General features: G+C 71.0%; 21 protein-coding genes. 12 read left to right on the top strand and 9 right to left on the bottom strand.

Annotation, left to right across the window (positions count from 1 at the left end; all coding sequences use genetic code 11):
- Positions 1-6 precede the first annotated feature (6 nt).
- Both AC2XR2_RS36885 and AC2XR2_RS36880 read right to left on the bottom strand, forming a co-directional pair.
- On the bottom strand, positions 7-1,002 hold the full coding sequence (locus AC2XR2_RS36885; protein ID WP_330263310.1) for a LacI family DNA-binding transcriptional regulator: 996 nt from the start codon (positions 1,000-1,002) through the stop codon (positions 7-9).
- A 136-nt stretch (positions 1,003-1,138) separates the two neighbouring features.
- Entirely contained in the window at positions 1,139-1,789 is a 651-nt protein-coding gene (locus AC2XR2_RS36880) for an MmyB family transcriptional regulator (RefSeq protein WP_491517428.1), read from the bottom strand.
- A gap of 224 nt (positions 1,790-2,013) precedes the next feature.
- Here AC2XR2_RS36880 and AC2XR2_RS36875 point away from each other — a divergent pair, with 224 nt between their 5' ends.
- Positions 2,014-2,670 carry a helix-turn-helix domain-containing protein gene (locus AC2XR2_RS36875; RefSeq protein ID WP_330263312.1) on the top strand — a complete coding sequence of 219 codons (657 nt, stop codon included), beginning with the start codon at positions 2,014-2,016 and terminating at the stop codon, positions 2,668-2,670.
- Between the two features lie 32 nt (positions 2,671-2,702).
- Positions 2,703-3,233, top strand: coding sequence for a toxin-antitoxin system, toxin component (locus AC2XR2_RS36870; protein ID WP_330269543.1), 531 nt, complete (start codon positions 2,703-2,705; stop codon positions 3,231-3,233).
- A 10-nt stretch (positions 3,234-3,243) separates the two neighbouring features.
- On the opposite strand, the gene AC2XR2_RS36865 is transcribed toward AC2XR2_RS36870, so the two are convergent.
- Positions 3,244-4,266 carry an alpha/beta fold hydrolase gene (locus tag AC2XR2_RS36865; protein ID WP_491517427.1) on the bottom strand — a complete coding sequence of 341 codons (1,023 nt, stop codon included), beginning with the start codon at positions 4,264-4,266 and terminating at the stop codon, positions 3,244-3,246.
- Between the two features lie 244 nt (positions 4,267-4,510).
- Between AC2XR2_RS36865 and AC2XR2_RS36860 the strand changes: the two genes are divergently transcribed.
- The gene (locus AC2XR2_RS36860; protein ID WP_330263314.1) at positions 4,511-4,750 is read left to right on the top strand and encodes a hypothetical protein; all 240 of its coding nucleotides are present in this window, start codon (positions 4,511-4,513) and stop codon (positions 4,748-4,750) included.
- A 26-nt stretch (positions 4,751-4,776) separates the two neighbouring features.
- On the opposite strand, the gene AC2XR2_RS36855 is transcribed toward AC2XR2_RS36860, so the two are convergent.
- Both AC2XR2_RS36855 and AC2XR2_RS36850 read right to left on the bottom strand, forming a co-directional pair.
- Positions 4,777-5,457: a 4'-phosphopantetheinyl transferase family protein gene (locus tag AC2XR2_RS36855; RefSeq protein WP_449353082.1), complete on the bottom strand. Its 681-nt coding sequence runs from the start codon at positions 5,455-5,457 to the stop codon at positions 4,777-4,779.
- Positions 5,454-6,314, bottom strand: coding sequence for a metallophosphoesterase family protein (locus tag AC2XR2_RS36850; protein ID WP_491517426.1), 861 nt, complete (start codon positions 6,312-6,314; stop codon positions 5,454-5,456). Before AC2XR2_RS36850 ends, AC2XR2_RS36855 begins: the two co-directional genes overlap by 4 nt.
- A gap of 264 nt (positions 6,315-6,578) precedes the next feature.
- Here AC2XR2_RS36850 and AC2XR2_RS36845 point away from each other — a divergent pair, with 264 nt between their 5' ends.
- The gene (locus AC2XR2_RS36845; protein WP_491517425.1) at positions 6,579-7,700 is read left to right on the top strand and encodes an ATP-grasp domain-containing protein; all 1,122 of its coding nucleotides are present in this window, start codon (positions 6,579-6,581) and stop codon (positions 7,698-7,700) included.
- Positions 7,701-7,918: 218 nt separating this feature from the next.
- Positions 7,919-9,598 (top strand): carbohydrate binding domain-containing protein, encoded by a 1,680-nt coding sequence (locus AC2XR2_RS36840; protein WP_491517424.1) that lies wholly within the window; start codon positions 7,919-7,921, stop codon positions 9,596-9,598.
- A gap of 97 nt (positions 9,599-9,695) precedes the next feature.
- On the opposite strand, the gene AC2XR2_RS36835 is transcribed toward AC2XR2_RS36840, so the two are convergent.
- Genes AC2XR2_RS36835 through AC2XR2_RS36820 form a run of 4 tightly spaced genes read right to left on the bottom strand, consistent with a single transcriptional unit; the run spans position 9,696 to position 16,148 of the window.
- Positions 9,696-10,946 (bottom strand): alpha-L-fucosidase, encoded by a 1,251-nt coding sequence (locus tag AC2XR2_RS36835; protein ID WP_491517423.1) that lies wholly within the window; start codon positions 10,944-10,946, stop codon positions 9,696-9,698.
- 3 nt (positions 10,947-10,949) lie between these two features.
- Entirely contained in the window at positions 10,950-13,991 is a 3,042-nt protein-coding gene (locus AC2XR2_RS36830) for an alpha-mannosidase (RefSeq protein WP_491517422.1), read from the bottom strand.
- 58 nt (positions 13,992-14,049) lie between these two features.
- The gene (locus tag AC2XR2_RS36825; RefSeq protein WP_381296414.1) at positions 14,050-15,387 is read right to left on the bottom strand and encodes a 6-phospho-beta-glucosidase; all 1,338 of its coding nucleotides are present in this window, start codon (positions 15,385-15,387) and stop codon (positions 14,050-14,052) included.
- A complete protein-coding gene (locus AC2XR2_RS36820; protein ID WP_123764202.1) occupies positions 15,384-16,148 on the bottom strand; it encodes a DeoR/GlpR family DNA-binding transcription regulator in 765 nt (254 codons plus the stop codon). The genes AC2XR2_RS36825 and AC2XR2_RS36820 overlap by 4 nt, the downstream gene beginning before the upstream one ends.
- A gap of 128 nt (positions 16,149-16,276) precedes the next feature.
- Here AC2XR2_RS36820 and AC2XR2_RS36815 point away from each other — a divergent pair, with 128 nt between their 5' ends.
- The 7 genes from AC2XR2_RS36815 (at position 16,277) to AC2XR2_RS36785 (ending at position 26,302) form a co-directional block, all read left to right on the top strand.
- Positions 16,277-17,293 carry a carbohydrate kinase family protein gene (locus tag AC2XR2_RS36815; protein ID WP_381296412.1) on the top strand — a complete coding sequence of 339 codons (1,017 nt, stop codon included), beginning with the start codon at positions 16,277-16,279 and terminating at the stop codon, positions 17,291-17,293.
- Between the two features lie 65 nt (positions 17,294-17,358).
- Positions 17,359-18,636 carry an ABC transporter substrate-binding protein gene (locus tag AC2XR2_RS36810; RefSeq protein ID WP_381296410.1) on the top strand — a complete coding sequence of 426 codons (1,278 nt, stop codon included), beginning with the start codon at positions 17,359-17,361 and terminating at the stop codon, positions 18,634-18,636.
- Between the two features lie 34 nt (positions 18,637-18,670).
- Entirely contained in the window at positions 18,671-19,645 is a 975-nt protein-coding gene (locus AC2XR2_RS36805) for a carbohydrate ABC transporter permease (RefSeq protein ID WP_449349515.1), read from the top strand.
- A complete protein-coding gene (locus tag AC2XR2_RS36800; RefSeq protein WP_381296408.1) occupies positions 19,642-20,511 on the top strand; it encodes a carbohydrate ABC transporter permease in 870 nt (289 codons plus the stop codon). Before AC2XR2_RS36805 ends, AC2XR2_RS36800 begins: the two co-directional genes overlap by 4 nt.
- Positions 20,512-20,538: 27 nt before the next feature.
- Positions 20,539-21,477: an alkaline phosphatase family protein gene (locus AC2XR2_RS36795; protein WP_449349495.1), complete on the top strand. Its 939-nt coding sequence runs from the start codon at positions 20,539-20,541 to the stop codon at positions 21,475-21,477.
- Positions 21,474-24,425 (top strand): glycoside hydrolase family 2 TIM barrel-domain containing protein, encoded by a 2,952-nt coding sequence (locus tag AC2XR2_RS36790; RefSeq protein WP_491517421.1) that lies wholly within the window; start codon positions 21,474-21,476, stop codon positions 24,423-24,425. The genes AC2XR2_RS36795 and AC2XR2_RS36790 overlap by 4 nt, the downstream gene beginning before the upstream one ends.
- A 41-nt stretch (positions 24,426-24,466) precedes the next feature.
- Positions 24,467-26,302, top strand: coding sequence for a LamG-like jellyroll fold domain-containing protein (locus AC2XR2_RS36785; RefSeq protein WP_491517420.1), 1,836 nt, complete (start codon positions 24,467-24,469; stop codon positions 26,300-26,302).

Here is a 26,302-nt window from a genome sequence, read left to right as displayed (position 1 = left end):
TGGATCTCAACCGCGCGGCGCTTGCGCGGTGGACCCCCGGACCACGAGTTCGGGTTCGAAGAGCAGCTCATCGGCGGCTACGGCGGCACCTGCCACCTGCGCGTTCAGCAGTTCCACGGCCGCGCGCCCCATGGCCTCGATGGGCTGGCGGACGGTGGTCAGCGGGGGCTCGGTGCAGTTCATGAGGGCGGAGTCGTCGTAACCGACCACCGACACCTGCCCCGGCACGTCGAGGCCCTTGCGGCGGGCGGCCCGGACGACGCCGAGCGCGAGGGGGTCGCTGGCGCAGATGAACCCGGTGACTCCGCGGTCGATCAGCCGGGAGGCCGCCGCGTGGCCGCCCTCGATGGAGAACATGGCCCGCGCGACCCGCTCCTCGGGCAGGTCGCCCAGCTGCCGGGCGGCGCTCAGCTTGCGCGCCGACGGCACGTGGTCCGCGGGCCCGAGCACCAGCCCGATCCGCTCGTGGCCGAGGGAGGCCAGGTGCCGCCAGGCCTGTTCGACGGCGACCGCGTCGTCGCAGGAGACGGCCGGGAACCCGAGGTCGTCGATGGCCGCGTTGACCAGCACCACCGGGATGTTGCGCTCGGCGAGCCGCCGGTAGTGGTCGTGGGGCGCGTCCGCCTGGGCGTAGAGCCCGCCGGCGAACACCACTCCGGAGACCTGCTGTTGCAGCAGCAGGTCCACGTAGTCGGCCTCGGAGACCCCGCCCTTGGTCTGGGTGCACAGCACCGGCGTCAGCCCGAGCTGGGCCAGCGACCCACCGATGACCTCGGCGAACGCCGGGAAGATCGGGTTCTGGAGCTCGGGCAGCACCAGCCCCACCAGCCGCGCCCGCTCCCCCCGCAGCTGGGTGGGCCGCTCGTAGCCGAGCACGTCCAGCGCGGACAGCACGGCCTGCCGGGTGCCCTCGGACACCCCCGGCTTGCCGTTGAGCACCCGGCTGACCGTGGCCTCGCTGACCCCGACCTTCTGCGCCACCTCGGCAAGTCGTCGCGTCATGAGCGCAAGAATAGCGCAAGAAATGCAAGCTGCTTGCGTGCAGGACGCCGGGCCGGCCCCGTGGAACGCCGTGGCTCCACGGGGCGGACGATTACTGACGAGGCGCCGTCGACGACCTGAACGCCGACGGTGCCCGTCAGGCCTCGGGGGTGGGTACCACCGTGAGGTGGTTCGCGGTGCGCCGCTGACGGCGCCGGGCGGTGGGCGGGCGGAGCACCAGGGTCAGTCTGGTGTAGCCGAGGTCGCGCAGGGTGCGCGGGGTCTCGTCGACGACCCGGCAGTCGGTGGCGCCCCAGCGCGGGTCCGGATGCACCAGCGGACGTACGGAGCCGTCGTGCTCCACGGCCTGTTCGCCGACCGCGCGGATCCAGTGCGGCAGGCCGTGCCGGTAGGCGGCCTCCATGATCGGGTCCTGGGCGATGTCCCGGCGGATCGCCTGGAGGCCGTGGTCATGACCGTGCCGCTCCACCGCGGCCGCGAAGTGCGCGAGCATCGGCAGGCACCAGCGCGACTCGTGCTCACCGAGGACGCTGCTCGCATCGGGATGGAAGAGGACGAAGCGGAGGAAGTTGTCGCCCGGCATGGCCGTCGGATGCGGGCCCACGGCACGGAAAAGTGACGCGAAAGCGGTGTTGGCGAGGACGACGTCCCAGCGGTGGTCGAGGACGACGGACGGGAAGGGGACGGCTTCCAGGAGCGTGGCGTAGTCCTGAAGATACGCCTGGGCTTCAGGTCCCGCGGGGACGGGCCGCAGTTCCGACGGCTGCCCACCTGCCTGATATGCCATCGGGAGGTCACCCCTCTTGCCTATGCGGCCTTCACGCGGCGCCTTGATCCTGCTTCCCCGAAGCGAGGCGTGTCAACTATCGTGGCATTCCATGGCGGTTGACGGCTGAAATTGGCCACAGTTGTGGCGAGACCTGGATGTGAGTTCGAACAAGGGGCTACTCTCCGGGAAGTTCACGGCGACCGCCTGTGAGAAGTCGGGTGAGAGACGTAGGAGATCTGTCGGTGTCGGATGGCTTCGAGAGCCCGGACGACGCGGCAACGGTCGTGCTGACGGCCGTCGTCGCCCGCGTCACCGCACTCGCCGACCGGCTCGGCGTGCCGCACGCGCAGGTCTTCGACACCGGCCGGCTGTCCGTCGCCTCCGGTGTCCCCGAACCCGTGGTCAAGGCCCTGCTGAGCGGACGCCCGGCGGGTGAACCCGACGTCCAGGCGCGCTTCCTCCAGCGGCTCGACCTGCTGCGCCGCACCCGGCTCAAGCCGGGCGGCCGCAAGTACACCCAGCAGGAGATCGCCGACGGGGCGGGCATGTCCCGGCAGCAGGCGGGCGCCCTCATCAACGGCGACCGCCGTCCCACCATGGAGCACTGCGACGCCATCCAGCGGTTCTTCCGGGTGCACGCGGGCTTCCTCACGGCCGAGGACCCCGAGGCGCTCGCGGGTGCCCTCCAGCACACCGAGCAGGAGCTGCTGCACAAGCTCGCCGACCGGGAGCGGGAGGCCGCGGCGGCCGCCCACGACCCGTTGGAGCGGCTGCTCCAGGACCACGGCGTCCGCGGGATCGCCTGGCGGGCCGCGCAGCTGCCCACCGACCAGCACCGTGACAAGGTCGCCGAGTGGCTGGACATGCTCCTGGAGAGCGTCAAGCGACCCGAGTCCTGATCCGGGAGACAACTGTGGGCATCGGTAAGCACATGCGCCGCCTCAGCGGCGAGTTGGTGGCGGAGCTGGAGCTGACCGCGCCGGCCCGGCCCGAGGTCCTGTACGGCGCCCTGTGCGAGGCGATGAGCAGACGCCGGGGCCGCCCGGTCCACTTCCGTACGGCACCCTTCCCGCCCGGCACCGCGAGCGGACTGTGGCTCGACATGGCCGACCAGGACCTCGTCGTGATCGAGGAACGCACCGCGCCCGACCACCAGTTGGTGATCCTCGGCCACGAGCTGTGGCACATGAACGCCGGTCACTGCTCCCACCACGTCGAGGGCGCCGCGGTCGCCGCCCGTCTCCTCCACGACGACGCCGACCTCCAGGCCACGGTCCGCAAGGTCGCCGCGCGCAGCCGCTTCGAGCTCGCCGACGAGCGGGACGCGGAGAGCTTCGGTCTGCTGCTGGCCAGCAAGTGCCGGACGCTGCTGGCCGGTTCGGCGCTGCGGGGGCCTGCGCAGCGGGACCATCTGGCGGGGCGCATCGAGGCGTCGCTCGGGTACCGCGGACCGCAGGGCTGAGCAGCGCCCCTCAGGTGGCGCTGCGTTCACTCGCCTCCCTCAGGTCCCGCTCCACGGCACGCGCACGCGTGCCGTCCGGCCGCCCCTCGCGCAGCAGGTCCCGCCAGCGGTCCCGGCTCCAGTGCGCCGGGGCCGTCGTGGCGGTGAACTCCTCGATCAGCGACACGAACCGCGCGGGATCGGTGTGGAACGGGAAGTGGCCCGCGCCCTCGAAGATCTCCAGCCGGCTGCCGGGCATCGCCTCGTGCGCGCCGAAGGCGTGCCGTACGGGCACCACGCTGTCACGGTCGCCCCACAGCAGCATGGTCGGCATGCCCTCGGTGAGGTAGCAGCGGTCGAGCATGGTGACGACCTGTCCCCGCCAGTCGACGACCGCGCGCAGGGTGCGGACGAAGGCGTTGCGGGAGGTCTCGTCGGGGAGCGCGTCGACGAGGTTCAGGAGGTCCGGGGCGTCCTGGCCGAGGTCGGTGTCGAGGAGCTTCATCAGGCGGACGGCGAGGCCCACTTGGAGCCGCATGCCGGGCAGCCGCAGCGCGGACAGCATCAGGTGGGCGCCGGGCAGCGACACCAGCCGCAGCACGGGGTTGACCTCGCGGCCCACACCGCCCGCGCCGACCAGGACGAGCCGCTCGGTGCGCTCGGGGAACTGGTAGGCGAACTGCATCGCCACTCCCCCGCCCAGCGAGTGCCCGACCAGGGTGGCCGACTCGATGCCGAGGGTGGTGAGCAGATCCCGCACGCCGTTGGCGTACGCGGCCACCGAGTAGTCGGCGCGCGGCTTGTCGGAGTCGCCGTGGCCGAGCAGGTCGGGGGCGATCACGGTGTGGGTGCGGGCGAGGTCGGGGATCAGGTCGGCCCAGGTCCTGGAGGAGTCCCCGATGCCGTGCACGAGCACCAGCGCCGGGCCCTCTCCGGCCATGCGGTAGGCACGGCGGTAACCGTGCACCACGCGGTACCGCAGCTCCAGTTCGGCGTCGTCCACCGGGCGCAGCCGGACGGCGCGCGCAGGCCGCCCGCGCGGGTTCTCGACCACGCGCTCACCTCCTCCTCGTTCTCCGGCCGCGACAAGGCGGCCGAAAGCCCTTCCTCCCAGCGTAGGACCGGTTTCCCCAGGGTGGTTTCGAGGAGGTTTCGCCTCCGCTAAGCGGGCGAACGCGAGGGCGCGGAAGCCGGATTGTCAGTGGTGGACGGCAAGCTGGAGATGCACACCCGTGCGGGGTGCGACCCACGTGCCCCGACCGGGGGCGCGACCGACGCCGACTTGGGGAGAGCCGCCGATGCCCACCGCCGTACTGACCGACCGTGAGCGCACCGCCGTCCAGGCGTATCTGCGGCTGCTGCACACGGTCCGAGCCGCTTTCGACACCGCGTCGGGTCCGCCCGACACCGCCCGGCCACCGGTGGTCCCGCCGGCGGTCCTCGCCGAGGCCGAACAGGCCCTGGCCGACGCGGGCCTCGCGGGCAACGAGGAGGGGTTCTTCCGGCTGCTGCGGAGCTGGTGCCCGCCGGAGCCATAGGGGGTGCCGGGGAGCGTGCCGCGCGCTCAGGCGTGCGGCACCGTCATCGAGGTCGCGACGAGCCCGTCCCGGACCGTCCAGCGGCCCTCGAGGACGCCTCGGCGCACACCGCCCACCAGCGGGCCGGGCACGAGGAGTTCGGCGCGCAGAGTGCCGCCGAGGGCCTTGCCCGGGTCGACGTGGATCGCGATGTCCGCCCCGGAGAAGTCCAGCCATTTGCCGGTCAGGGGGAACCACGCCTTGTAGACGGACTCCTTGGCGCTGAACAGCAGCCGGTCCCAGTGGACGGCGGGGTGCGTGCCGGCGAGCTCGCTCAGCCGGACCCGCTCGCCCGGCAGGGAGACGCTCTCCAGCACGCCCTCCGGGAGCGGCCCGTGCGGTTCGGCGTCGATGCCGAGGGAGGCCAGGTCGGCGGCCCGGACCAGGGCCGCGGCGCGGTAGCCGTCGCAGTGGGTCATGCTGCCGGTGAGTCCGGCCGGCCATTGGGGAGCACCGCGTTCGCCGGGCAGGAGCGGCTGCGGCGGCACACCGAGCTTCTCCATGGCGCGCCGGGCGCAGGCGCGCACCTGGGCGAACTCCCGGCGCCGCTTGGGGACGGCGAGCGCGATCAGCTCGGCCTCCTCGGGGTACAGCCAGGCGTTCTCCGGCTCGTCGGCGCCGTACGCCTCGACGGCGACCACCGAGTCCGGCAGGAGTTCCCCGATCATCGTGCGCCGACCTCCCCGGGCACGATCCGGCGCGGCCGGCCCGGCGGCTCCGGCCGCTTGCGCCACTCCCGTGGGTAGCCCACCGACACCTCCTCGAAGCGGACCCCCTCGTGCCAGGTGGTGCGGGGGATGTGCAGATGGCCGTAGACCATCGTCTCGACGCGGAAGCGACGGTGCCAGTCGGCGGTCAGCGTGGTGCCGCACCACATGGCGAACTCGGGGTACCACAGGACGTCCGTGGGGTGCCGGTCCAGCGGGTAGTGGTTGACGAGGACGGTGGGCAGGCCGTCGGGGAGGGCGTCGAGCCGGCGCTCGGTCTCGGCGACCCTGGCCCGGCACCAGGCCTCGCGGGTCGGGTACGGGTCGGGGTGCAGCAGGAACTCGTCGTTGCAGACGATGCCGGTGCCGTGCGCGTACTCCAGGCCCTGGTCCTTGGTGGTGCAGCCGGCCGGCAGGAACGAGTAGTCGTACAGCAGGAACAGCGGGGCGACGGCGACCGGACCGCCGGGGCCGTCCCAGACGGGGTAGGGGTCCTCGGGGGTGAGGACGCCCAGGTCCCGGCACATCGCGACGAGGTGCTCGTAGCGGGCGACCCCGCGCAGGGTGACGGTGTCCTTCGGATGGGTCCACAGTTCGTGGTTGCCGGGCGCCCAGACGACCTTGCGGAAGCGGCCGGCGAGGGTTTCCAGGGCCCAGCGGACGTCGGCGACGGTCTCCGCGACGTCACCGGCCACCAGGAGCCAGTCCTCGTCGGTCCCGGGACGCAGCCGCTCGACGAGGGCGCGGTTCTCGGGGTAGCCGATGTGCAGGTCGCTGATGGCCAGGAGCTGTGCCGCGGCACCGGCCGTAGACGTCACCTCTCGCCCCCTCCGAGCACCGGGTGGGACCACGACAGCACATTTGGTTGTCCGGTACAAGAGTGGATCGCCCCGGGGCGGCTCCATGATCGGGGAATCCGTAACACGGGCGTTGCACGCGGGACCCCTGGAAAGCCGTATGATCGCCCCAACACCACCGCATGGAACTTCCCTTCGCAAGGGGCGGTTTGGTGTCCCTCCATTCACCCTGCCCGGGCACGGGCCCGCTTCGCCCTGCCCGAAAATGCCCGAAAGGCGGCCTGCATGCTCTCTCGCGTACGCGTCTGGCTCAACCGCACGTACGCGGAGAACGTGTTCTTCATGGATCAGTTGCGGCGAAATCCCAGCGATCGCGCCGTCGAGATCCACGCGACGCACGGCGACCCCGACTCGCCCGTGCTGGCCGCCGCGGACACCGCCGAGCTGGAGCCGGAGGGCCTGTCCCCCGCCGCCTACGTCGAGTTCGCCCTCGACCAGTGCCAGCGGCGCGGCATCGACGTGTTCGTGCCCCGGCTGCACCAGGCGGCGATCGTGGCCCACCGGGCCGACTTCGCCGCGGTCGGTACGGCGCTGCTGGCGCCGCCGCCGGAGGGCGTGGCCGTCTTCCACGACAAGGTCGTCGCCTACGAGGCGGTCCAGGCGATCGGCGTCCCGGTGCCGCCGTGGTGGCGGGTGCGGACCGCGGACGAGCTGGTCACGGCCGTGGAGCAGCTGGAGGCGGACGGGCACAAGGCGTGCTTCAAGCCGGCGTCCGGCGCGGGCGGGGTGGGCTTCCGGGTCATCACGCGCGCCCCCTTCTCGCTCGCGCAGCTCAACGGCTTCCCCAGCCCGTACGTGTCGCTCGACATGGTCGTCGAGGCGCTTCAGCAGGCCGACGAGCCGGTGGACTGGCTGGTCATGCCGCGTCTTGAGCAGCCGGAGGTGTCGGTGGACACGCTCACCGGGACCGACAACCGGGTGCGGTTGGCGATCGGCCGCACGAAGAACGGGCGCCGGCGCGGGTTCACGCAGCACGAGCAGTGGCTGGAGCCGGCGCGGCTGATCGCCGAGGGGTTCGGGCTGCACTACCTGTCCAACATCCAGTTCCGGATGTTCGGTGACCGTCCGGTGCTGATGGATGTCAACACGCGGCCCGCCGGGGGACTGCACCAGCTGTCCCTGTGCGGGGTCAACGTGCCGTGGGCCGCTGTGCAGTTGGCGCTCGGGGAGGAGACCGGGGTGATCGAGCCGCCGTTCCTGGGACAGGACTACACGGTGGTGTCGGGGCCGCGGCAGTTGCGGCCGGTGTCGGTTCCGCATCAGCGGATGGAGGTCGAGCCGTTGTTGCCGTCCGTTCCTGCACCGGCCCCCGCGGTCGAGGCTGCGGCGGAGGTACTGCCGCTTTAGGTTGCCTGCCGGGTGCGGGGTTCGTTGTGGCTGGTCGCGCCCACGCGGCGGAGCCGCAAATCAGCACAGCCCCGCGCCCCCAAAGCACTTTCCCTGCACCGGTATGGACCAATCCCGTCGCTCATCTTGACAGGGGCATTGGTCCATACCAACTTGGTTGCGCACCCTGCATCACGTCTCTGCACTCCCGAACACCCCCATTTCTTCAGGGAGATCGCGTGCGCAACCCACTCAGACGTTCCAGAGTTCTCGCGTTCCTCGGTGCCGTCGGCCTCGCGTTCGGTGGAGCCGTCGCTCTTCCGGGTACGGCCCAGGCGGCCAACATCCTGGGCAATCCCGGCTTCGAGTCGGGCTCCCTCTCCCCCTGGACCTGCACCGGCAATCTCGGCTCCGTCGTCTCCTCTCCCGTGCACGGGGGCTCCAAGGCCCTTCAGGGCGCGGTGAGTTCGAGCGACAACGCGCAGTGCAGCCAGACCGTCGCCGTGCAGCCGAACACCACGTACAAGCTCAGCGGCTGGGTGCGCGGCTCGTACGTGTATCTCGGCGTGAACGGCGGCCCCTCCACCTGGACGACCTCGCCGTCGGCGTACGCCCAGCTCACCACGAGCTTCACCACCGGCTCCACCCAGACCAGCGCACAGATCTACGTCCACGGCTGGTACGCCCAGGGCAGCTACTACGCCGACGACATCAGCCTCGACGGCCCCGGCGGTGGCGGTGGTTCGGACACCCAGGCGCCGAGCGCGCCGACCGGGCTGACCTCCACCGGCAAGACCTCCTCCAGCGTGTCGCTGAAGTGGAACGCCTCGACGGACAACGTGGGGGTGACGGCGTACGACGTCTACAGCGGCGCCAACAACGTCCTGACCGTCTCCGGTACGTCCGCCACGGTGAGCGGGCTCTCGCCCAGCACGGCGTACACCTTCACCGTCAAGGCGCGTGACGCCGCCGGCAACACCTCCGGCGCCTCGAACTCCGTGAGCGTGACGACGGACGCGGGCGGCGGGGGCGGCAGCGGCTTCAAGCAGGCCGCGCCCTATCTGTACGAGGGCTGGGGCGATCCGCCGAACCCGGCGACCGTGATGAGCGCGACCGGCGTCAAGTGGTTCACGATGGCGTTCATGCTGGACTCCGGTGGCTGCAACCCCGCCTGGGACAGCACCCGGCCGCTGACCGGCGGTGTCGACCAGACCGCCATCAACCAGATCCGCGCGGCCGGCGGTGACATCGTGCCGTCCTTCGGCGGCTGGCAGGGCAGCAAGCTCGGCGCCAACTGCTCCTCGGCGAGCGCCCTCGCGGCCGCCCTCCAGAAGGTGATCGACGCCTACTCGCTCAAGGCGATCGACATGGACATCGAGAACACCGACGAGTTCGAGAACGAGGCCGTGCAGGCGCGGATCCTCACCGCTCTGAAGACGGTGAAGGCCAACAACCCGGGCCTGAAGACCATCGTCACCTTCGGCACCTCGACCACCGGGCCGACCTACTACGGCAACCGGCTCATCGAGCAGGCGCAGTCGCTCGGCGCGAACATCGACGTCTTCACCATCATGCCGTTCGACTTCGGCGGCGGCTCCGACATGTACGGGAACACCGTGAACGCCACGGAGGGGCTGAAGGCCAAGCTCAAGTCGACCTTCGGCTGGGACGACGCCACCGCGTACTCCCACATCGGCATCTCCGGCATGAACGGCCTCTCCGACCAGCAGGAGAACACGACCCCGGCGATCTGGACCCAGATCCGTGACTGGGCCAACTCCCACCACATCGCCCGGCTCGCGTTCTGGTCGGTCAACCGCGACCGGCCCTGCCCGGGCGGTGGAGTCGTCAGCAACTGCTCCGGGATCAGCCAGAGCAACTGGCAGTTCACCTCGATCACGGCCGGCTTCACCGGCTGAACAGAAAGGTGCCTGCCGGACCGACGGACCGGCTGTGCAGACGGGTGCCTGCCGGTCCCTCAACCGGCAGGCACCCGCCCAGCATGGTCGGAACCGGTCAGAACCGGCCCGAGCCCCGGTACAGCTCCAGCTCCCCGTCCAGCTCGACCTTGAGGACCGTGGCGTACGGGTCGAGGTCCGCCGCGGCCGGCGGGTCGATCCACACGATGCCCACGGCCTCGTGGAGTCCGCCGACGACCCGGTGACCGAGTTCCGTGCCGGTGCCGAGGACGGTGACCCTGCGGACCGGGGTGACCAGTCCGCGCAGGCCGATCTCGGCGCGCGGCGCGTCGAAGAGGACCAGGTAGAGCGTCCGGCCGTCCGCGGAGAGGGTGCTGGGACCGTAGTGGTGCCCGGCGGGCAGTCCGCGCCGGCTCCCGTACACCGCCTCGGAGTGCCTGCCGATCCACTCCCCCAGCCCCTCCAGCCGCTCGACCTGCGGCTGCGGGATGGTCCCGTCCTCCATCGGACCGACGTCGAGCAGCAGGTTGCCGCCCCCGCCGATGGTCTCGGTGAAGTAGCGGATGATCTGGGCGAGCGACTTGTGGTTGTGGTCCTGGTGCTGGTACCCCCACGAATCGTTGATCGTCAGGCACAACTCCCAGGGGCCGTCCGGCGGTGCGATGGGAGCGCCCTGCTCGGGGGTGGCGTAGTCGCCCTCGCTGAGCATGCGCGCGTTGAAGACGACGTCCGGCACGTACGAGCGGATCAGCGCGGCGAGTTCGGGGATGCGCCACTGCTCCTCGCTGCGGTCCCACTCGCCGTCGAACCACATCAGGTCCGGCCGGTACCGGGAGGCCAGCTCGCGGATCTGGCCGTCCCGGTAGGCGATGAACCGCTCCCAGGCGTCCAGGTCCTCGTCCTCGGCGGCGACCTCGGAGTAGCGGTTGTCCTCCTGCTCCGGCGGACGACCCGGCTTGCGCGTGGAGGCGTAGTCCGGGTGGTTCCAGTCCGAGTGGGAGTAGTAGAAGCCGACCTTCAGCCCCTTCTCCCGGAGGGCGTCGGCGTAGGGGCCGACGTAGTCCTTGCCGAGGTTGAGGTCGCCGAACTCGGTGTCCCACAGGGCGACTCCGTCGTGGTGCCGGGTCGTCAGCACCGCGTACTTCGCGCCCGCGCGGGCGAACAGGTCGGCCCACTCGCGCGGGTCGTACGTGGCGCCCGTGAAGCGCTCCAGCTGGGACATGTACCGGTCGTGCGGGACGATGTCGTCGTAGAACGACCAGGACTCCTGGACGCCGTCGACGGCGTAGATGCCCCAGTGGATGAAGATCCCCAACTTGGCGTCGGTGAACCAGGGTTGCATGGCCATGCGTCAGCCCCTCCGCAACCGGAGCGTCAGCACCTGGAAGGGGCGCAGCGCGACCGGCACGCCGCCGTCCTCGACGGGGGCGTCCTCCAGCGGGCGCTCCAGCAGGTCGGTGATCTGGGCTCCGGCCAGCGGGAAGCCGGTGCGCAGGACGCCCGTCGCGCGGCCGCCGCCGGACTCGTAGAGCCGGACCACCACGTCGCCGGACTCGTCGTCGGCGAGCTTGACCGCCTCGACCGTGACGTTCTCGCCGGCGGCCGAGACGACCGGCTCGGGGGCACCGGCCGCGTCCGCCACCCGCAGGGGCAGGTTGAGGGAGTAGCCCTCGGCGACGGTGTCCTCGATGCTCGCGCCGGGCAGCAGCGAGTAGGTGAAGCGGTGCCTGCCCTGGTCGGCCTCCGGGTCCGGGATGCGCGGGGCGCGGACCAGGCTCAGGCGGACCGTGGTGGTCGTACCGCCGTCCTCGCGGACCGTGCGGGAGACGTCGTGGCCGTAGGTGGAGTCGTTGAGGACCGCGACGCCGTAGCCCGGTTCGGCGACGTGCACCCAGCGGTGGCCGGAGACCTCGAAACGGGCCGACTCCCAGGTGGTGTTGGTGTGGGTGGGCCGCTGGACGTGGCCGAACTGGATCTCGGCGGAGGAGTGCGCGGCGCGCACGTCCACCGGGAAGGCCGCCTTGAGGATCTTCTCGGCCTCGTGCCAGTCGATCTCGGTCGCGAAGTCGATGCGGGGGCTGTCGGCGCGCACGGAGATCGTCTGGGTGATCGTCGAGCCCTTGCCGAAGGAGCGGGTCACACGGATCGCGCCCTCCAGCGGGTCCTCGGAGACGACCTCGACGGACGAGGCCTCCAGGAGGTCCGTGTACCGGTTCCGGTAGTGGCTGTCGATGTCCCAGGCGTCCCAGTAGTTGGGGAGATCGGTGTGCAGGCGGAGCAGGTTGCCCGCGGAGGCGAGGACTTCGCGGCCCGCGCGCACGTCATGGACGGACTCGAGGGTGCCGTCCTCGGCGACCGACACCCGCACCAGGCCGTTGTCGAGCACTCGCCCGGAGACCCGCACCGGCTGCGCGGGCTCCGCGTCGGCCAGCGGGGCGCTGCCGTTCGCGGGCACCTCGACGTACGCCAGCGCCCGGTCCGCCGTACGCACCACCTCGGAGCGGTCGAACGGGCTGGTGTTGAAGACCCGGGTGCTCCCGGCGCCGAGCGCGGCCACCGCCTCGGCGGTCAGCGCCTCCAGCTCCTCGGCCACGCGCGCGTACTCGGCCTCGGCCTCGCGGTGCACCCAGGCGATCGAGGAGCCCGGCAGGATGTCGTGGAACTGGTGGAGCAGGACCGTCTTCCACAGGCGGTCGAGCTTCTCGTACGGGTAGGAGTAGCCCGGCGCGTGCAGCGCGGCCGTGGTCGCCCACAGCTCGGCCTCGCGCAGCTTGTGCTCGGAGCGCCGGTTGCCCTGCTTGGTGCGGGCCTGGGAGGTGTAGGTGGCGCGGTGCAGCTCCAGGTAGAGCTCGCCGACCCAGACGGGGGCGTCCGGGTACTCGGCGCGGGCCTGGGCGAAGAAGTCGTCCGGGTGCTCGACGACGACCTTGGGCGAGCCCTCCAGGTCGGCGAGGCGCCGGGCGCGTTCCATGATCTCGCGGGTGGGGCCGCCGCCACCGTCGCCCCAGCCGAACGGGGCGAGCGAGCGGGTGCCGCCGCCCTTCTCCGAGTAGTTGCGGACCGCGCGGTCCATCTCCTCGCCGCTGAAGCGGGCGTTGTAGGTGTCGACGGGCGGGAAGTGCGTGAAGATCCGGGTGCCGTCGATGCCCTCCCACCAGAAGGTGTGGTGGGGGAACTTGTTGGTCTGGTTCCAGGAGATCTTCTGGGTGAGGAACCAGTCGTTGCCGGCGAGCTTGGCGAGCTGCGGGTAGGCGGCCGTGTAGCCGAAGGAGTCCGGGAGCCAGACGCCCTTGGTCTCGATGCCGAAGTGCTCGATGAAGAACCGCTTGCCGTGGATGAGCTGGCGGGCCATGGCCTCGCCGCCGGGCAGGTTGCCGTCGGCCTCGACCCACATGCCGCCGACGGGGGCCCACTGGCCCTTCTTCACGGAGTCCTGGATGCGGGCCCAGACGTGCGGGTAGTTGTCGCGCACCCACTCGTACTGCTGGGCCTGCGAGCAGGCGAAGATGAAGTCCTCGTACTCGTCGGCGAGCGCGGTGACGTTGGAGAAGGTGCGGGACGTCTTGCGCTTGGTCTCGCGGATCGGCCAGAGCCAGGCGGAGTCGATGTGGGCGTGGCCGACACCGGAGACGGTGTGGGCGCTGGCGTGCGCGGGCTTGGCCAGGACGGGGGCCAGCACCTCGCGGACGGCGGTGGCGCTGCCGGAGACGTCGTCCAGGTCGAGGGCGTCCATGGCGCGGTCCAGGGCGTGCAGGATCTCGTGGCGGCGGGGCTCGTGGTCGGGGAGGTGGACCATCAGCTCGCGCAGCACCTGGAGGTCCAGGTCGAGGTGGAAGACCTCCTCGTCGAGGACGGCGAGGTCGGCGCGCTGGAAGGTGTAGAGGGGCGCGGAGCCGGCCGTGAGCTTGTCGCCCATCGGCGTGGTCTTCGAGAAGTTGTCCTTGAGGATGTCCGGGTTGGAGGCGGCCTCGACCAGGTAGTCGATCTGCTCGCCGCCGGTCGCCGGGTTGGCGATGGGGACGTACTGGTTGAGGGGGTTGACGGCCTTCAGGGGGCGGCCGTCGGCCAGGTGGACCAGGGCCTCGGCCTGGTTTCCGGGCCAGTCGCCGACGAAGCCGAGGTCGATGACGGCCTCGACGCGCTTTCCGGCCCACTCGGCGGGCACCTGGCCGCGCATCCGGAACCAGGTGGTGCCCCAGGGCGGGCCCCACGGGGTGTTCATCGCGAAGGGCTCGTAGCGGGCCGCCGCGGCCTCCTCGAAGGAGACCGGCTCGCCCGGCGCCTGCCACGCCTCGACCTCGAAGGGGACGGTGGCCGCGTAGATCGCCGGCTTGATGCGCTGGTCGTGCGCGCGCTGGACGCGCTCCTCGATGCGGGTGCGTTCGTCGTGCATGAAAGGTCTCCAGAGAGGGCGGAAGAGCTTCGAGAAAGCGCTTTCCAGGAAGCGGGCGCTACTTAAGGTACGCGAGGCCGGGGTGGACCGAGGTGTAGCCCTCGACCAGCCTGCGGGCGACGCCCACGGAGTCGACCAGGGGGTGCAGGGCGAAGGCCTTCACCGCGGTCGTCCGGGCACCGGACTCGGCGGCCGCGAGCACCTCGCGCTCGACCGCCTTGACCGAGCAGACCAGGCCGGTGGCGTGGTCGGGCAGCGGGGCGACGGCGACCGGGTGGGCGCCGTTGGCGTCGACCAGGCAGGGCACCTCGATCACGGCGTCGTCGTCGAGCACGGAGAGCGTGCGCTGGTTGCGGACGTTGAGGATCAGGGTGGTGCGCTCGTCGCGGGCGATGGCCCGCATCAGGGCGAGGGCGACCTTCTCGTAGCCGCCGGAGAGGTCGTCGGCGTCGCGCTCACCGGCGCCCGCGGTCTCCCGGTTCTCGGACATGTAGGTGGCCTCGCGCTCGGCGCGGGTGCGGTCCCAGGCGTCCAGGGCCTTCACACCGGGGTCGGCGACCTGGTCGTAGAAGTGCGCCTGCTGGTCGGCGAGGAAGGCGCCGCGGGTCTTCTCGGCCTGCTGGTAGGCGCGGACGGCCTCGCGGTTGAAGTAGTAGTAGTGCAGGTACTCGTTGGGGATCGCGCCCAGGGACTGGAGCCAGTCGACGCCGAAGAGCTTGCCCTCCTCGAAGGAGCCGAGCAGGTCGGGGTCGGCGAGCAGCCGCGGGAGCTCGTCCCGGCCCGCGACCTTCAGGCCGCGGACCCAGCCGAGGTGGTTGAGGCCGACGTAGTCGATCCACGCCTCGTTGGGGTTGGCGCCGAGCACGCGCGCGATACGGCGGCCGAGGCCGACCGGGGAGTCGCAGATGCCGATGACGCGGTCGCCGAGGTGGCGGGACATGGCCTCGGTGACCAGTCCCGCCGGGTTGGTGAAGTTGATGACCCAGGCGTCCGGGGCGAGCCGGGCCACCCGCCGGGCGATGTCGACGGCCACCGGGACCGTGCGCAGGCCGTAGGCGATGCCGCCCGCGCCGACGGTCTCCTGGCCGAGGACGCCCTCGGCGAGCGCGACCCGCTCGTCGTTGGCGCGGCCCTCCAGGCCGCCGACGCGGATCGCCGAGAAGATGAAGTCGGCGCCGCGCAGAGCCTCGTCGAGGTCGGTGGTGGCGGTCACCGAGGGGGCGTCGGGGACCCGCGCCGCCTGCTCGGCGAGCACCCGGGTCACCGCGGAGAGCCTGCGGGCGTCCAGGTCGTGCAGGACGACCTCGGTGACCCGGCCCTCGGCGCGGTCGCCCAGCAGGGCGCCGTACACCAGCGGCACGCGGAACCCGCCGCCGCCCAGAATCGTCAGCTTCACTCTTGCACCTTTCCTGCCTCGACCACCTCGACGCCCGCCTCCTCCAGGGAGGAGCGGGTGACGGGGTCGGCCGGGGCGTTCGTGACCACCATGTCCAGGTCCTCGGGACCACAGACCTTCGCCATGCCCGTACCCGGGAACTTGGCGGCGTCGGCGAGCAGGACGACCTTGTCACTGGCGTTGATCATGGCTCGCTTCACCGGCACCTCGACGACCGTCGTGTCCATCACCTGCCCACCCGGACGCACTCCACTGGTGCCGAGGAAGAGCCAGTCGGCGTGCAGCTGGCGCAGGTTGTCCTCGGTGAGGAAGCCGACCAGGGAGCGGTACTCGCGGCGGAGCATCCCTCCGAGCAGCACCAGCTCGATGCCCTCGTCGTCGGCGAGCTCCTCGTAGACCACCAGGTTGCTGGTGATCACGGTGAGGCGGCGGCCGTGCAGCTGGCGGGCCAGCCGGTACGCGGTGGTGCCGATGTCCAGCAGCACCGACTGGCCGTCGGCGACCATGGCGGCGGCCCGCTCGGCTATCGCGTCCTTCTCGGACACGCGCACCTCGGCGACCTCGGCGAAGGGCTGGTCGCCCTCCTCCACGACGGCGCCGCCATGGACACGTGTGAGCAGGCCGTCCTCCTCGAGCTTGACCAGGTCGCGCCTGATCGTGGCGGGGCTCACACCCAGCTGCTCGGAGAGATCGGTCACGGACGCGGGACCACCGGAGCGCAGGGCCCGCAGGATGAGTTGGTGTCGTCGTTCTGCCAGCACGGCGTGAACACTACTCGTCATCTTCAATCAAATCCATGCTCAGTTCTGCTCGGGTATTGACCAATCTCTCGGAGCAGCGCACGATTCCCGTCATCGAAATTGACGAGTTTTGACGAGAGGCTCTTCGCGTGGACGACGACAGGCCCGACGTGCTCCTGACCGGGCTGCTCTTCTACGACCTCGTCCTCACCGGGCTCGGGAAGCCCCCGACGCCCGGCGAGGAGATCTGGACGGCCGGCATGGGCTGCGGCCCCGGCGGCATCGCCAACCTGGCCGTCGCCGCGTCCCGTCTCGGCCTTCGGACCTCCCTGGCCACGGTCTTCGGCGACGACTTCTACGGCGCCTACTGCCAGGAGGTCCTCGCAGGTCAGGAAGGCGTCGACCTCTCGCTCTCACGGATCGCGGACGGCTGGCACACCCCCGTCACCGTCGCGCTCGCCCACGGTTCCGACCGGGCCCTGGTCACCCACGGCCAGGAGCCGCCGTACTCCCAGGACGTGCTGATGGGCGACCCGCCCGAGGCGCGCACGGCCCTCGTCCACCTGGAGGCCGAGCCGCGCGCCTGGCTCGCCAAGGCCGCCGCGAACGGCACCCACATCTACGCCGACGTCGGCTGGGACCCCACCCAGGAGTGGTCCACCGACCTCCTCGACCAGCTGGCCCTGTGCCACGCCTTCCTGCCCAACGAGGGCGAGGCGATGGCCTACACCCGCACCGACAGCGCGGTGGCGGCCCTCGGGACGCTCTCCGAGCTGGTGCCGGTCGCCGTCGTCACCCGCGGCGGCGACGGCGCGGTCGCCGTCGACCAGATCACCGGCGAGTACGCGGACGTCCCGGCTCTCGCGGTGGACGTGCTCGACGCCACGGGCGCCGGTGACGTCTTCGGCGCCTCGTTCGTCGCCGCCTCGCTGGGCGGCTGGCCGCTGGAGGAACGGCTGCGGTTCGCCGTCCTCGCGGCCGGACTGTCCGTACAGCACCACGGCGGCGCCCTCGCGGCCCCCGGCTGGTACGGCATCGACCGCTGGTGGCGCTCCCTGACCGATCCCGAGCTGCGCACGGCGTACGGCTTCCTGGCCGACCGGCTGCCGGCGGACGTCGGTCCGCCGGTGCGGCACGCCCCGGTCACCCCGCCCCGGCCCCACTGACCCTCACAACGCCCCCACAGTCCGACACCCCTCAGCACCACGAACAGGAACAACAGGAGTGACCCGTGGACCTTTCACGTAGAGGCTTCCTCCAGGCCGCCGCGCTGACCGCGGCCGCGTCCGGACTGACCGTCGCCTGCGGCGGCAGCTCGGGCTCGGGCGGCACCAAGAACGGCAAGAACCTCACCCTGTGGTACTGGGGCGGCGCGCTCAGCGACAAGGTGGTCGCGGAGGCGAAGACCCACTTCAGCAGCGAGATCAAGCTGACCACGGCGTCCATCGGCGGCGACTTCAAGCAGAAGCTCACCACCACCCTCGCGGCGGGCACCTCGGTGCCGGACATCACCGGCATCAAGGGCGAGGACATCGCGTCCTTCCTGCCCAACGCCAACCGCTTCCTCGACCTGAACGACCTCGGCTTCAAGAAGATCTCCTCGCAGTACCTGGACTGGAAGACCAAGCTCGCCCAGACCGAGGACGGCAAGCAGATCGGCTTCCCGATCGACATCGGCCCCACCGCGATGTTCTACCGCGAGGACTTCTTCGCCAAGGCCGGCGTGGACACCGACCCGGCCAAGGTCGCCGCGCTGGTCAGCACGTGGGAGGACTACTTCCAGCTCGGTGTCGAGCTCCAGAAGAAGAACCCCGGCACCTACCTGGTCAACAACATCAGCTCCGTCTTCAACATCGCGGTCGGCCAGGGCACCCAGCGGTTCATCGACAAGGACAACCACTTCATCGGCGACGGGGACCACATCCGCGCCGCGTGGACCACGGCGGTGCGCCCGTACACCCTGGGCATCGACGCCAAGATCAACGACAACACCTGGAACGCCGCCGTCGGCAAGAACCTGCTCACCGAGCTCGGTGCCGCCTGGCACGCGCTGGACATCGAGCAGGCGGCGCCGCAGACCAAGGGCAAGTGGCGGGTCTGCGCCAACCCGGTCGGACCGGCCAACCAGGGCGGTTCCTACCTGGCGCTGCCCAAGCAGTGCCGCAACCCCGAAGAGGCGTTCAAGATCATCAGCTGGATCCTGAGCCCCGCCAACGACGCCCGCGGGTTCACGGACGCCGCCATCTTCCCGGCCGCGCCGGCCGCGTACGCCATGCCGGCCATGACCGGTCCCGACGCCTTCTTCGGCGGCCAGAAGGTCATCGAGGTCTTCGGCCCGGCCGCCAAGGCCATCAAGGTGGCCTACGAGGCGCCCGCGGACGCCGCCGTCATGGCCCCCTTCATGACGGAGCTGACCAACATCGAGGCGAAGGGCAAGAAGCCCGACGACGCCTTCAAGGACGCGGTCAGCCAGGCCAAGCAGATCGCCCGGCGGCAGGGGGTGAGCTGAGGTGACGTCCCCTCCGGTCACCGGTCCCGCCGTGGTGTCCAAGCACCGCGGCGGGCCGGGCCCGGCCCGGTTCCGCCCGCGGCGCACCGCGCCCGCGGGCACAGCTCGGCCCAAGCGGCGTGGGCCGCTGGCGTACTGGCGGCAGTACCTGGCGATCTCGCCGTTCTACCTGATCTTCGCCGCGTTCTCGTTCTTCCCGGTCTTCTACTCGCTGTACCTGGCCTTCCAGCGCTGGGACGGCATGGGCACCATGCAGTTCGTGGGGCTCCAGCAGTTCCGGTTCCTGTGGGACGACCCGGTCTTCTGGCTGTCGATCCGCAACACCCTGGTGATCTGGGTGCTGTCCACGGTGCCGACCCTTTTCGGCGCCCTGATGCTGGCGACGCTGCTGCACTCGGTGCGCCGCTTCAAGGGCTTCTACCGCATCGCGCTGTACGTGCCGAACGTGACCTCGATCGTCGCTGTGGCGATCTTCTTCGGCGCGGTGTTCAGCAACAACTTCGGTCTGGTCAACGCGATCCTCGGCGTGGTCGGCATCTCGCCGGTTCCGTGGCTGAGCAATCCGTGGCTGATCAAGGTGGTCATCTCGCTGCTGATGACGTGGCAGTGGACCGGCTACAACATGATCATCTATCTGGCCGGCCTGCAGGCGATCCCGACCTCGATCTACGAGGCGGCGAAGATGGACGGCGCGGGTCCGATCCGCACGTTCTTCCAGATCACCATTCCGATCATGCGGCCGATCATCCTGTTCACGGTCATCATCTCGACCATCAACGGGCTCCAGAGCTTCAGCGAACCGCAGGTCCTGTTCGCCAGCAACGCCGCCAACGCCAACCTCGGCGGACCGGGCCAGGCGGGTCTGACGACCTTGCTGTACTTCTACCAGTCGGCCTTCCTCAACAACGACTACGGCTACGGCGCGGCCATCGTGTGGGCCTTCTTCGTCCTGATCATCATCCTCGTCGCCGTCAACTGGCGTCTCACCACACGAGGGAGGAAGGCATGACCGCGGTCGACACCGCGCGGCCGGCCACGGGCGGCAGGCGACTGCGCCGCCCCAGGGGCCTCACCGCGCACATCATCCTCGTCGTGGCCGTCCTGGTCTCGGTCTTCCCGTTCGCGTGGACGATCATCATGGCGACCAACACCACGCAGGACATCTACAAGAGCCCGCCGAAGTTCACCTTCGGCTCGCATCTGCTGGAGAACATCCGGCACGTGCTCAACACCATCGACTTCTTCGGGTCGATGCTCAACACGGTGATCGTCGCGACCGTCACCACCGCCCTGGTGCTGTTCATCGACTCCCTGGCGGCCTTCACCTTCGCCAAGTTCGACTTCCCCGGGCGCAAGATCCTCTTCGGCACACTGCTGTTGTTCATGATGCTGCCGCTCCAGCTGGCGATCCTGCCGCAGTTCATCCTGATGTCGAAGATCGGCTGGGTGGGCATGCTCAAGGCGCTGGCCCTGCCCTCCCTCGCCAACGCCTTCGGCATCTTCTGGCTGCACCAGTACATCCAGAACGGCGTGCCCGACGAACTCCTCGACGCCGCGCGCATCGACGGCGCCGGGTTCTTCCGGCAGTACTGGAACATCGCGCTGCCGATGATCAGGCCCGCGCTGTCGTTCCTCGCCATCTACGCGTTCGTCAACTGCTGGAACGACTACATCTGGCCGCTCGTCGTGCTCACCGACCCGGGCCACGTGACGCTCCAGGTGGAGCTCGCCCAGCTCAACGTCGGCCACACCACCGACTACAGCATGGTGATGGCCGGTGTGCTGATGGCGGCACTTCCGCTGGTCATCGTGTTCAGCATCTTCGCCCGCGGCTTCATCGCGGGCGCCACCGAGGGCGCGGTCCAGGGCAGCTGACCGGGTGCCGGGAGAGAGGGGTGCGTGGTGACGTACGACGTCGGCAAGGTGCTCGTGGTGGGGATGGACGGGCTGCGGTACGACCTGCTCACCCGCTCACCGGCCGTGGCGCCCGTGCTGCACGGACTCATGGCGGCGGGCGCCCACGGCACCAGCCTGCTGCCCTACGGCGAGGTGGACGGCCAGGCCCCGGACGGGCCGTCCACGAGCATGGCGTACACCGACTCCGGGCCCGGCTGGTCGAGTGTGCTGACCGGGGTGTGGCCGGACCGGCACGGCGTGCGCGGCAACGACTTCGCCGGTGCCGACTACGCCCGCTACCCCGACTTCCTGAGCCGGGCCGGCACCGCCCGGCGCCGGCTGCGCACCGCGGCCGCGGTGTCCTGGCCGGAGCTGATCCGGCGCGGCACCCTCGGCCCCGCCATCGGCCGCCGGGTGCGCTACGACGGTGAGACGGACGGCTACGGCACCGCGGACCGGCTCGTCGCCCGCACCGCCGAGCGCTGGCTGAGCCAGGACGATCCCGACGCCGTGTTCGTGTACTTCGGCGCCACCGACGAGGCCGCCCACGCCATGGGCCCGCACAGCCCCGCCTACGACCGCGCCCTGCTCACCCAGGACACCCACCTCGGGTGGCTGCTGGCGGCCGTCAACACCCGGCGGCTGGACCCCGCCCGCGCCCGGGAGCGCTGGACCGTGCTGGTCACCACCGACCACGGGCACCTCGACACCGGCGGTCACGGCGGCGACACCCGGGCCGAGCGGGAGGTGTTCGTCGTGCTCGCCGAGCCCGGCATGCCGGGCGGCACCCGGCTCGACACCCCTCGTCTCATCGACATCGCCCCCACCGTCCTGGACCGGCTCGGCGTCCGCGTCGACCCGGCCTGGGGCCTTCAGGGCCGGGTCCTGCACGGCCTCGGTCAGTCCTGCCACGCCCCCGCACCACCGACCACGGAACGGCCATGACCGACGCACCCCGCGGACCCCGCCCCACCGACCCCCTCGTCGCCCTGCGCCCCTGGGAGGCACCCGAGGTGACCTCCTGGGGTCGCCTGCCCATGAACGCCGTCGACCGGCGCTCCGGAGCACTCCCCCTGGACGGCGACTGGCGTTTCCAGTTGCTGCCCACTCCGGACGCGCCGGTCGGCGGTGCCTGGTCCTCGGCGTACGTGCCCGGTGTCTGGACCATGCAGGACACGGACGACCTGCCGCAGTACCTCAACGTCCGCATGCCGTTCCCGGAGTTCCCGCCGCACTCGCCCGCCGCCAACCCGACGGGGGTCCACGAGCGTGACGTGGACGTGCCCGCCGAGTGGGCCGGACGCCGGATCGTGCTCCAGGTCGGGGCCGCCGAGAGCGTGCTGCTCGTGCACGTGGACGGACAGCCCGTCGGGATCTCCAAGGACTCCCACCTCGCGGCCGAGTTCGACTTGACAGGACTGGTGCGCCCCGGCGCGCGGAGCGTCCTACGGCTGACCGTGGTCAAGTGGTCGGACGCCTCGCACCTCGAGGACCAGGACCAGTGGTGGCACGGCGGGATCACGCGGTCGGTGCTGCTGTACGCGACGGATCCGCTGCATCTGGCGGACGTGACCGTGCGGGCCCGCTCCGACGGCTTGCTGCGGGTCGACTGCCGGGTGCGGGACACGGGCGGGGCGCTGCCCGAGGGGTGGTGTGTCAGCGGCGAGCTGGAGGGTCAACTGCTCACCCAGGACGTAGAGTTCGACCGGTTCAACGCCGAGGACGAGCGGGTCTCCGACTTCCTCGGTGAGGCCCGGCTCCAGACGGTCGTCGAGGACGTCAGGACCTGGAACGCCGAGACGCCCGAGCTGTACGACCTGACCGTCCGGCTGCACCGCGCCGACGGCACGGTCGCCGACACCTCACGGCACCGGATCGGCTTCCGGGACGTCGAGATCTCCGGCCGGGACCTGCTGGTCAACGGGGAGCGGGTGTTCATCCGGGGCGTGAACCGGCACGACTTCCACCCGCTGACCGGGCGGACGGTGTCGTACGACGACATGCGCGCGGATCTGATCACGCTGAAGCGCTTCGGGTTCAACGCGATCCGCACCAGCCACTACCCCAACGACCCCTCCCTCTACGACCTCACCGACGAGTTGGGGTTCTACGTCGTCGACGAGGCGGACATCGAGTCGCACGACCACGCCCATGAGATCGCCGACGACCCGCGCTATCTGAACGCCTTCGTGGACCGGGTCGCGCGGATGGTGCTGCGGGACAAGAACCACCCGTCGGTCATCGTCTGGTCGCTGGGCAACGAGTCCGACTACGGCGCGAACCACGACGCGGCCGCGGGCTGGGTGCGGCGGCACGATCCGACCCGGCCCGTCCAGTACGAGGGGGCCGCCAAGCTGGACTGGGCGGCGGCCGGCGACGCCACCGACATCGCCTGCCCCATGTACGCCCCGCTGGAGGAGTGCGTGGCGCACGCCCTCTCCGGACGCCAGACCAAGCCGCTGATCTGGTGCGAGTACTCCCACGCCATGGGCAACAGCAACGGCACCCTCGCCGACCATTGGGCGGCCATCGAGTCCACGCCGGGACTTCAGGGCGGGTTCATCTGGGAGTTCTGGGACCACGGCATCCTCCAGCGTGTGAACGACGGCAGACCGGTCGGGCGTGGGGGCGCCGGGCTCTATGACAACGGTGTCGCCGCGCCCGGGCACCGGTGGGCGTACGGCGGCGACTTCGGCGAGCCCGACCACGACGGCGCCTTCATCGCGGACGGCGTGGTCTTCCCCGACCGCACCCCGAAGCCGGCGATGTACGAGCACCGGGAGATCTCCGCGCCGGTGCGCATCGAGTGCTTCCGGCACGAGGGCATCGTGCTCGGCAACCACCAGCACTTCCGGGGCCTCGCCTGGCTCGCCGCCGAGTGGGAGCTGTCGCTGGCCGACGGCCGCACGCTCACCGCACCCGTCGAACTGCCCGATCTGCGGCCCGGGGAGACGGCGGCGGTACCGCTGCCGTTCCAGCTGCCCGAGGACGGCGGCGAGGCCTGGCTGACGCTGCGAGTGACGACCGCCGGGGACGAGCCCTGGGCGCCGCGCGGCACGGTGGTGTGCGTACCGCAGGTGCGGTTGCGGAAGGCACCGCCCCAGCCGCAGCCGGCGCCGGTGCGGAACCGTTTCGTCGAGGTGGACGACGAGGGCCTCCTGATCCACCCGCTGCTCACCGCCGCCCCCACCCTGTCCCTGTGGCGGGCACCCACCGACAACGACGAACTCGGCGGCATGGCCCCGCGCTGGCGTGACTGGGGTCTGGACGCGATGGTGCGCAAGGTCGCCGACGTGCGCCGGGCCGAGGGCCGGGTCACCGTGCACGCCGAGTACGCGTGCGCGGCGGGTGCGGTGCGTCATGTGCAGGTACTCACCGCGGTCGAGGGCGGCATCCACGTCGAGGAGTCGGCCGAGCTGCCCGAGGAGCTCGACGACGTGGCCCGGGTCGGCTCCGTGTTCGAGACGGTCGCCGGGCTCGACCTGATGGAGTGGTTCGGGCAGGGTCCCTGGGAGTCGTATCCGGACCGGGCGTTCGGGGCTCCGGTCGGCCATCACTCCGTGCCCGTGGACGAGTTGTTCACCCCCTATCTGCGTCCGCAGGAGAGCGGCGGCCGTCATGGCGTACGGCACTTCAGGCTCTCGGCACCGGACGCCACCGGCCTCTCGGTCGTCCTGGACGAACCGCGCCAGGTCGGTGTGAGCCGGTACCGCGCCGCGGATCTCACCGCGGTGGCGCACCACGACGAGCTCGTCCCGAGGCCGGGCTGCGTGGTGCACATCGACGCGGCCCACCGGGGTCTCGGCACCGCCTCCTGCGGGCCCGACACCACCGCCTCCTGCCTCGTCACGCCGGGCGTCCACCGCTGGAGCTGGACGCTGCGCGCCCTCTGAACCACCCCCTCACCGAGCTTCACGTCCCGCTGGGAGCACACGTGTGTACTTCGCATGAGCACGACCACGGCCAGGAGGCCGCACAGGCCGGTGCCGGCCGGCGCAGTTTCCTGCGGGCCACGGCACTGCTGGGCGCCGCGGCCACCGCCGGGGTCGCCCTGCCCGCCGTGGCGGAGGCCGCCCCCGACTCCGTGTCCGTCCGGCGTCCCGACGCCGAGAGCCGGCGCTTCACGCTCGCCGTGATGCCCGACACGCAGTACCTCTTCGACGGGCCGAGCATCGACAAGGCACCCGTCGAGGCCTCACTGCGGTATCTGCTGGAGCACGGCAAGGACGAGAACATCGTCTTCCTGTCCCACCTCGGCGACCTCACCCAGAACGGCGCCGCGCCCGAATTCGCCGCGATCAGCGCCGCGTTCGGGCTGCTGGACCGGCGGGGCGTCGGCTACAGCGTCCTCGCGGGCAACCACGACGTGAAGTCGTCCACCACCGACCAGCGCGGTGCGACGCCGTACCTGGACGCGTTCGGGCCGTCCCGGTTCAAGGGACACCAGACCTTCGGGGGCGCCTCCGCCGACGGCTACAACACCTACCACCTGTTCCGGGCCGCGGGGCGCGAGTGGCTGGTCCTCGCCCTGGACTGGCGGCTGTCCGACCAGGGGTACGCCTGGGCGAAGAGCGTCCTGGCCGCCCACCCGAAGACCCCGGTGGTCCTGACCACGCACGAGCTGGTCGTAGCGGACGACACCCTGTCCGACTACGGGCAGCAGCTGTGGGACCAGCTGGTCAAGGACCACGACCAGATCTTCCTCACCCTCAACGGCCACTACTGGCCGGCCGGCCGCGCGACCCGGAAGAACACCGCGGGCAACGACGTCCACCTGCACCTGACGAACTACCAGAACCGGTACTTCGGCGGCGCGGCCATGATCCGCCTGTACCGCTTCGACCTCGACCGGGGCGTGATCGACGTGGAGACGGTCTCCCCGTGGATCCTCGGCCGGGCCGCGAAGGGCCTCAACGAGCTGGAGCGGCAGGAGATCGAACTCAGCGGTGACGCCGACCGGTTCACGGTCGAGATCGACTTCGCGGAGCGCTTCGCCGGCTTCGACCCCGTCCCCGCGCGCCCGGCCCGTCCGGCCTCGAAGATGCTGATACCGGGTACGGCCGCGTACTGGCGCTTCGACTCGGCGGTCTCCGGCACGGTCCGCGACCTCTCCGGCAAGGGCAACGACCTCACCGTCGTCTCGGTCGGCGGCGGCGCGCTCGGCTGGTCCGCGGACCACCACCCCGACCAGCCCGGCCACGGCAGCCTGGAGTTCCAGGGCTTCAAGTCGCCGCTGAAGGGCGCCTATCTCCGGACCGTCGACAACGCGCCGCTCAACTCGGCGGTGTTCAAGGACGGTTACACCATCGAGGTGTTCTACCGGATGCCCGCCGACTGGGACCCGGACCACAACGCCTGGGCGGGACTGGTCAGTCGGCGGGGCACCGGCGGGGCGGCGGGCAAGACCGGCGACGACCCCGACGAGCCGCTCGCCACGCTGTCGCTGTCCAACGACCGCGAGCCGCAGTGGGCCATGCGCCCGCTCAACCAGGAGGGCATCGCCACCAACTGGGGCCAGGAGACACCGCTGGAGACCTGGTGGCACCTCGCCGTCGTCAACGACGGCAAGCACACCACGCTGTACGTCCAGGGCTGCCCGGTCGTCCGTAACCCGAAGGCGTCCGCCGTCGGGATCACCTCGGTCGGCGAGCCGTGGCTGCTGGGCGGCTACACGTACGCCGACAAGATCGACCAGATCTTCTACGGCCGCCTCGGCGACGTCCGGATCGTGTCGCGGGCGCTGCCCGTCTCGTCCTTCATGACCCACTGA

It is taken from the genome of Streptomyces sp. LS-MS-L19 (genome assembly GCF_058382285.1).
Note: the sequence above shows the minus strand (reverse complement) of the source record. Positions and strands in the feature narration are given on the sequence as shown.